At 44.3% G+C, this 8,545-nt stretch carries 7 protein-coding genes; all 7 read right to left on the bottom strand.

Annotated elements, in window-relative coordinates; genetic code table 11:
- The coding region (tuf, locus tag J5I83_RS09150; RefSeq protein ID WP_304055210.1) for an elongation factor Tu at positions 1 to 1,190 on the bottom strand (1,190 nt) is incomplete at its 3' end.
- A 20-nt stretch (positions 1,191 to 1,210) separates the two neighbouring features.
- Positions 1,211 to 3,304 (bottom strand): elongation factor G, encoded by a 2,094-nt coding sequence (gene fusA, locus J5I83_RS09145; RefSeq protein WP_304055208.1) that lies wholly within the window; start codon positions 3,302 to 3,304, stop codon positions 1,211 to 1,213.
- A gap of 119 nt (positions 3,305 to 3,423) precedes the next feature.
- A complete protein-coding gene (gene rpsG, locus J5I83_RS09140) occupies positions 3,424 to 3,894 on the bottom strand; it encodes a 30S ribosomal protein S7 (RefSeq protein WP_304055207.1) in 471 nt (156 codons plus the stop codon).
- Positions 3,895 to 3,963: 69 nt separating this feature from the next.
- Positions 3,964 to 4,341 (bottom strand): 30S ribosomal protein S12, encoded by a 378-nt coding sequence (gene rpsL / locus J5I83_RS09135; protein ID WP_297744542.1) that lies wholly within the window; start codon positions 4,339 to 4,341, stop codon positions 3,964 to 3,966.
- A 406-nt stretch (positions 4,342 to 4,747) separates the two neighbouring features.
- The gene (locus tag J5I83_RS09130; RefSeq protein ID WP_304055204.1) at positions 4,748 to 5,959 is read right to left on the bottom strand and encodes an argininosuccinate synthase; all 1,212 of its coding nucleotides are present in this window, start codon (positions 5,957 to 5,959) and stop codon (positions 4,748 to 4,750) included.
- Between the two features lie 41 nt (positions 5,960 to 6,000).
- Positions 6,001 to 6,924, bottom strand: a complete 924-nt coding sequence (gene argF / locus J5I83_RS09125) for an ornithine carbamoyltransferase (RefSeq protein WP_304055202.1) — start codon at positions 6,922 to 6,924, stop codon at positions 6,001 to 6,003.
- A gap of 12 nt (positions 6,925 to 6,936) precedes the next feature.
- On the bottom strand, positions 6,937 to 8,154 hold the full coding sequence (locus J5I83_RS09120) for an aspartate aminotransferase family protein (protein WP_304055199.1): 1,218 nt from the start codon (positions 8,152 to 8,154) through the stop codon (positions 6,937 to 6,939).
- Positions 8,155 to 8,545 lie beyond the last annotated feature (391 nt).

Genomic DNA, 8,545 nt, shown 5'->3' with positions numbered 1-8,545 from the left:
TACTCGATAACTTTAGCTACAACACCGGCCCCAACAGTTCTGCCACCTTCACGAATCGCAAAACGCAACCCCTCTTCCATCGCAATCGGCGCAATAAGATTCACAGCCACCGAAACGTTATCACCCGGCATTACCATCTCAGTACCAGCCGGCAACTCTATTGACCCCGTCACATCAGTGGTGCGAAAGTAGAATTGAGGACGATACCCCGCAAAAAAAGGTGTATGACGCCCACCCTCTTCTTTGCTTAAAACATAAATCTCGGCCGTGAATTTCGTATGCGGCAAAATACTCCCCGGTTTCGCTAGTACTTGCCCACGCTCAACCTCTTCGCGCTTCGTGCCACGTAATAATATCCCAACGTTATCACCTGCCTGCCCTTGATCAAGCAGCTTCCTGAACATCTCCACTCCGGTACAGACCGTCTTCAACGTCGGCCTCAGCCCCACTATCTCGATCTCATCACCCACCTTGATTATGCCGCGCTCCACCCGACCCGTCACAACGGTACCACGACCAGATATCGAAAACACATCTTCTACCGGCATGATAAATGCACCATCAATAGCTCGCTGAGGCTCAGGAATATAGCTATCTAGCGCATCCGCCAACTTAAATATCGATGGCTCACCTATATCACTTTGATCCCCCTCGAGCGCCTTTAGTGCCGAGCCTATAATAATCGGCGTGTCATCTCCAGGAAAATCATACTTGGACAACAACTCCCGTATCTCCATCTCTACCAGCTCAAGCAGCTCAGCATCATCCACCATATCCGCCTTATTCATATAGACTATGATGTATGGCACTCCAACCTGCCGGGCCAGCAAAATATGCTCTCGCGTCTGAGGCATCGGCCCGTCAGCCGCTGACACTACCAGTATAGCGCCATCCATCTGCGCCGCCCCCGTAATCATATTTTTTACGTAATCCGCATGACCCGGACAATCCACATGAGCATAATGACGGTGATCAGTCTCATACTCCACATGGGATGTATTAATGGTGATGCCGCGCGCACGCTCTTCCGGCGCAGAATCAATCTGAGCATACGACTTTGCCTCACCACCATATTTTCTCGTCAACACCATCGTAATCGCCGCCGTTAATGTCGTCTTTCCGTGATCGACATGACCTATCGTACCAACGTTCACATGCGGCTTCAATCGCTCAAATTTACTCTTCGCCATGCTATATCCTTCTTCAATAATTATTTACTTTTATTGATAATTGCCTCAGCAACACTCTTTGGTGCCTCTGAATAATGTTTAAACTCCATAGTATAAGTCGCCCTACCCTGCGTCGCTGATCGTAGAATAGTAGAGTAACCAAACATCTCTGCCAATGGCACTTCTGCTCGTATGATTTTAAAGCCCATTGTATCATCCATACCTTGTATCATACCGCGACGTGATGACAAATCACCAACGACATTTCCCATAAACTCCGCCGGAGTTTCAACCTCTACGGACATCATTGGCTCCAATAATACCGGATTAGCTTTCCGCATACCGTCCTTAAACGCAATAGATGCCGCCATCTTAAAAGCGTTTTCATTTGAGTCAACATCGTGATAGGAACCATCAAACAAAGCTATTTTAACATCAACTACTGGATAGCCCGCTAATACACCCGCGCCCAAAGCGTCTTGCAACCCCTTCTCTACTGCTGGTATATATTCTCTAGGAACCACACCACCTTTGATTTCATCAATAAATTCAAATCCTTTTCCAGCTTCATTAGGTTCCATTCTCAACCAAACATGACCATATTGTCCACGTCCGCCACTTTGCTTGATAAACTTACCTTCAATCTCCACCTTTTTCTTAACTGCTTCTCGATAAGCCACCTGCGGCGCCCCAACGTTTGCCTCGACACCAAACTCCCTCTTCATACGATCCACAATAATCTCGAGATGTAATTCCCCCATCCCCGATATAATTGTTTGACCTGACTCTTCATCGGTTCGAACCCGGAATGATGGATCCTCTTGCGCCAAACGATTTAACGCAACCCCCATTTTTTCCTGATCATTCTTGGTTTTTGGCTCTACGGCAACATGTATGACCGGCTCAGGAAAATCCATACGCTCCAATGTTATGACATGTTCGCCACTACATAATGTATCGCCAGTCACAACCTCTTTTAAACCAACTGCCGCAGCAATGTCACCAGCACGCACCTCTTTGATTTCTTCTCGCTGATTGGCGTGCATTTGCAACAACCTTCCTATTCTCTCCTTACGCCCTTTAACCGAGTTATAGACCGTATCCCCTGATGTAACCACGCCAGAATACACTCTAAAGAAAATCAACTGACCAACATACGGATCGGTAGCAATTTTAAATGCCAGACTGGAAAACGGCTCCTCGTCGCTCGCATGACGCTCATCCTTTTCCCCATTTTCTTTAGTTCCCTGAATTGCAGGAATATCCGCTGGAGATGGTAGATAATCCACGACCGCATCAAGCATGGCCTGCACACCCTTGTTTTTGAATGCCGAGCCACATAACATTGGAACTATTTCATTACCCAATGTTCGCGTTCTTATGCCTCGCTTTATATCCGTTACTGATAACACCCCTTCCTCAAGGTATTTATTCATTAATTCTTCTGACGCCTCTGCCGCCGACTCTATCATTTTCTCTTGCCAGCTCTTTGCTTCGGCCATTATTTCTTGCGGAATATCTCGCTCCTCAAACTTTGTACCCTGAGAAGCTTCTTCCCAATAAATAGCCTTCATTTTAACGAGATCAATAACGCCCTCGAATCTATCTTCCGCACCAATTGGCAATTGAATAGGAATCGGCTGGGCTTTTAATCGTGTTTTTATCTGCTCCAAAACACGCATAAAATTTGCACCTGATCGATCCATTTTATTTACAAATGCCAGTCGCGGCACTTGATACTTATTAGCCTGCCGCCACACTGTCTCCGTTTGTGGCTGCACCCCCCCCACCGCACAAAAAACTGTACATGCACCATCCAACACTCTCAGGGAACGTTCCACCTCAATAGTAAAATCTACGTGACCAGGCGTATCAATTATGTTTATCCTGTGCTCCGGATAATTACCCGCCATCCCTCTCCAAAAGCATGTTGTCGCAGCAGATGTAATCGTTATTCCACGCTCCTGCTCTTGCTCCATCCAGTCCATAGTAGCTGCACCATCATGAACCTCACCTAGCTTATGGGATACGCCGGTATAAAACAAAACACGCTCTGTTGTTGTTGTTTTCCCAGCATCAATATGCGCCATGATTCCAATATTGCGATAGCGCTCAATGGGCGTTTTTCTAGACACTATAATTACCTTAAAATTAGACTCTAAATTTGAACTGCTTTAATTTATCCGACTGCCAAATCCCTGACCACCTACTTATTTGCTGTCATTTGCTTAAGTTATAATCTTATAAACTTCTATTAAAATCGGAAATGTGAGAATGCTTTATTTGACTCCGCCATACGATGCACTTCTTCACGCTTCTTGACCGCGCCGCCACGCCCCTCAGAGGCCTCCATTAATTCACCTGCAAGACGGATATCCATCGATTTTTCACCACGCTTACGCGCAGCATCCCGCAACCACCGCATTGCAAGCGCGTTACGACGCACTGATCTTACCTCGACTGGAACCTGATAATTAGCTCCTCCAACTCGCCGACTTTTAACTTCAACCAAAGGCCTAATATTTGCCATCGCCTGGGTAAATATTTCTACCGGATCCTTTCCTGTTTTTTTCTCGATTTGCTGCATAGCACCATAGATAATGCGCTCAGCCACCGATTTCTTTCCACCCGTCATCAGAACGTTTACAAACTTGGAAATCTCAACATTGTGGTATTTTGGATCTGGCAATATTTCACGCTTTGGCACTTCTCTACGTCTTGGCATTTACTAACCCCGAACTGTTTTAGTATCTTCAAATATTTATATTCAGAAACCTGCAGCACTAATAAATTATTATGATGCCTTAGGTTTCTTAGAACCATACTTGGAACGCGCCTTCTTGCGATCTTTTACGCCAGCAGTGTCCAAACTTCCACGCACAGTATGGTAGCGCACCCCCGGCAAATCCTTGACACGCCCACCTCGAATTAATACTACCGAGTGCTCTTGTAAGTTATGCCCTTCACCACCGATATAACTTGAAACTTCATATCCATTCGTCAATCTTACCCGCGCTACTTTACGCAGAGCTGAGTTGGGTTTTTTAGGAGTTGTTGTATATACCCGCGTGCAAACGCCCCTCTTTTGCGGACAACTCTCAAGTGCTGGCACTTTGCTTTTTACTCGCTTAGCTTTCCGCGGCTTTCTTACTAATTGACTTATGGTTGGCATAATATTTTATTTCTCAATTATTGCTATGTCTTTATTTCTCATCACGATTTCAATTTTGTTTGAATGAGTTGCTTTTGCTTTTTATCTTGATCAATCCAACTTAACTCTAACCATTTACCTCTTTTTTGACATCAACTCTCTAAAAGAGATGGCTAAAAAGACTGCGGATTTTATGGGGTTTATCTTCTCATGTCAAGAAATAAGGATAATTTTGCAGCCAAGATCGCTTCGACCAGCTATTACATTCCTCAAATTCATACCGATTACCCAACTTTCTATTCTCACGCCCAATAATATTGCTGCTCTCGTACTCCTCAAACCAGCCGCAATAATAACAAACGGTGACACGACTACTATTACTCTTCTTATGACTACCACTCAGCATGGATGCAAAGGCTTACGCCCATCACTCTCTAACTTTTGCCGCAATTCGTAACCTCAGCGCATTTAACTTGATAAATCCTGCAGCATCTGCATGATTATAAACACCACGATCTTCTTCAAAAGTAGCAATTCCCGGATCAAATAGCGAATCAGTTTTAGAATCACGACCAACTATTATTACATTACCCTTGTACATTTTGACTCTTACCCAACCGTTAACATTCCGTTGCGATTCATCAATCATGGCTTGCAGCATCCTCCGCTCAGGACTCCACCAATATCCGTTATAAATGAGGCTTGCATAACGCGGCATCAACTCATCTTTCAAATGAGCTACCTCCCGGTCTAACGTGATCGACTCAATCGCACGATGTGCGCGCAACATTATTGTACCGCCAGGTGTTTCGTAGCATCCACGTGATTTCATACCGACATATCGATTCTCAACTAAATCTAGTCGCCCAATGCCATGCTTACCGCCTAATTGATTTAATTTTGCAAGAACCTTAGCAGGTGATAATTTCTCTTGATTCAATGCAACAATATCGCCACGCTCAAATTCCAAATCGAGATACTCCGGTTTCTCTGGCGCTTCCTCTGGCGCTATCGTCCATCGCCACATCGATTCTTCGGGCTCTCTCGCCGGATCTTCCAATAAACGCCCTTCATAAGATATATGCAATAAATTCGCATCCATACTATACGGCGATCCGCTTTGTTGTTTCATCTCAACCGGAATGCCATGCTTCTCTGCATATTGCAATAACTTTTCTCGTGAGGTGAGATCCCATTCACGCCACGGAGCAATCACATGGATATCAGGCTTTAGTGCATAATAACCCAATTCAAAACGAACCTGATCGTTCCCCTTACCCGTTGCGCCGTGAGAAACAGCATCTGCGCCTGTTTCTTGAGCGATTTCAATTTGCCTCTTGGCAATGAGCGGCCTTGCTATGCTAGTGCCAAGCAAATATTCGCCTTCATAGATAGCATTTGCGCGAAACATTGGAAATACATAATCGCGAACAAACTCTTCACGTAAATCTTCTATGAATATTTCTTTAACACCAAGACGCTGGGCTTTAGTACGCGCCGGCTCTATTTCTTCGCCTTGTCCAATATCAGCTGTAAACGTAACGACCTCACACTGATAAACATCTTGCAGCCATTTCAATATGACCGAAGTATCCAGTCCACCGGAAAAAGCAAGAACCACTTTTTTAATTTTTTTCATGGCACCAAACAGAATTCAAACAAATTAATTAAATCACACAGTTACTTAACTTCCACTTTACCCAGCAACAAATATTCCATCAACGCTTTTTGAGTATGCAATCGATTTTCTGCTTCATCCCAAACTACTGATTGCGGCCCATCCAGCACTCCGGCGGTTACCTCTTCACCGCGATGAGCAGGGAGGCAATGCATGAACAGCGCATTCTTCTTTGCACAAGACATCATTTCCTCGTCGACACAAAAATCAGCAAAGGCTTTTCTGCGAGCATCTTCTTCGGCTTCAAAGCCCATGCTTGTCCATACATCAGTCGTCACCAGATCAGCATTTTTCACAGCATCATGCGGGCACGCAAACTCTTCGTAATGATCAGTACTATATAATCCAGCACGCTCCGGCTCAACCTCATAACCTGGAGGGGTTGAAACATGTACGTTAAAATTGAATATTTCAGCAGCCTGTAACCATGTATTACATACATTATTAGAATCCCCAATCCATGCCACCGTCTTGCCAGTAATACTTCCACGGTGCTCTATGTAAGTAAAAATATCACCTAAAATTTGACAGGGATGATATTCATCGGTTAATCCGTTAATAACGGGAACACGTGCGTTTTCTGCAAAACATTCAATTATACTGTGCTCATAAGTACGAATTAATACGATATCCACCATGCGCGAAATCACTTGCGCCGCATCCTCTACTGGCTCACCTCGACCTAATTGTGTTTCCCGAGTAGAAAGGTAAATAGCGCTTCCACCCAACTGATACATTCCCGCTTCAAATGATAATCGTGTGCGCGTAGAGTTCTTATCAAAGATCATCGCCAAGGTCCTATCTATTAGCGGCCAATATCGTCGATACTGCTTGAACTCATTTTTAATCCAACGCGCTCGCTCAAATAAATATTCAAGCTCCTCAAGGGTTAAATCATTAATTTTCAGAAAATGCTTTATTTGCATAAAATGGTTTATTTAATTAGATGGCCCAGATTTGTTACGCGTGAGTACATTCTCAGTTTGATTAGCCAAGAATTTCCCAATAATCTCTGAAGCAGTATCCACGACCTGCTCTGCTTCTGCTTGATTCATTACCAGAGCAGGTAACAATCGCACCACTTTCTCCGAAGTTACATTGATCAATAGTCGATGTTTCAGCGCTTCTTTCACCAACTCACTGCCAGACACAGGAAGCTCGATGCCCAGCATGAGTCCTTGACCCCGGATTTGTATCACATCAAGCCAATTGGCAAGTTTCTCCCTAAACCGATCTTGTATAAAACTGCCAATCTGCACAGCATTCTGCATTAATTGGTCTTTTTCAATCACATTTAATGTGGTTAACGCTGCTGTGCAAGCAAGCGGGTTACCTCCAAAAGTCGATGCATGATTTCCAGGTTTAAATACATCCCCCGCATCACTTTTTGCAATACAAGCACCAATAGGCACACCAGAACCCAGACCTTTTGCCAATGTCATGACATCTGGCATGATATCGCTATGCTGGAATGCAAACCATTTTCCGGTGCGACCGATACCACACTGCACCTCGTCAAGCATCAGCAACCAATTATGTTGATCACATAATTGACGCAAACCTTGCAGATAATTGATTTGCGGAAAATTGACGCCGCCTTCTCCCTGGTAAGTTTCTACTAGCACTGCAACGACATGCTTGTTGCTATCGGCAATTTGAGCAACCGCATCAAGATTATCGTATGGGACACGCACAAAACCAGCGAGCAGTGGCTCAAAACCAGCCTGAGCTTTACGATTACCCGTTGCAGTCAGAGTTGCCATAGTACGGCCATGAAAAGATCGCTCCATCACTATGATCGTAGGCAATTCAATTCCTCTGTTGTGACCATGCAGTCTTGCCAGCTTAATAGCAGCCTCATTTGCTTCTGCGCCAGAATTACAAAAAAACACTTTATCCATGCCCGACAAAGCAACCAACTTCTCTGCCAGCAGTTCCTGTTTTTCGATATGATAAAGATTTGAAGTATGTATTAGCATCCCAACCTGCTCGCATAGCGCCTTGGTCAATTCGGGATGACTGTGCCCAAGACCACATACGGCAATTCCGGAGAGTGCGTCAAGATAACAATCGCCACGATCGTCCCATAACCAAACTCCCTCGCCCTTGATAAAGGTTACAGGAAGCCGCAAATAAGTACTCATTAAGTTTGACACAGACTACACTCGCATTTAAGTTTGAAGAAATAGAAAACAATACGGCGGCATCTGCCGCCGTAAACCTTGGTTATCATCTAAGGTATATTTACTTATTTAGTAAGCTTTTTCAAGACCTTTTTTGTTTTATATCGGTTTTTTTAAACACAAAGACATTCTCCGATTAAAGCATCTTATCCGCTTGACGGTATGAATTACTGTATCCTGTCAGTCAGGCTCTATTGCGCTTCCTTTTAAGAAAAGAAGCCGGGGCTTACGATGAAATATAGCAAAGCTCAAATAAATTGATTACAATCCATAGATGACTTATCCATCATCATTTCGCTGCAAAGTTTTGTCCGTTCGTAAGAAGGAAGGACTTACCATTGCGCAGGCGGCGGCGCGTTTTTGT

The organism is Nitrosomonas communis (assembly GCF_024102715.1).
GTDB lineage: Bacteria > Pseudomonadota > Gammaproteobacteria > Burkholderiales > Nitrosomonadaceae > Nitrosomonas > Nitrosomonas communis_B.
The sequence above is the reverse complement of the archived record's forward strand: the minus strand, read 5'-3'. Positions and strand labels throughout refer to the sequence as shown.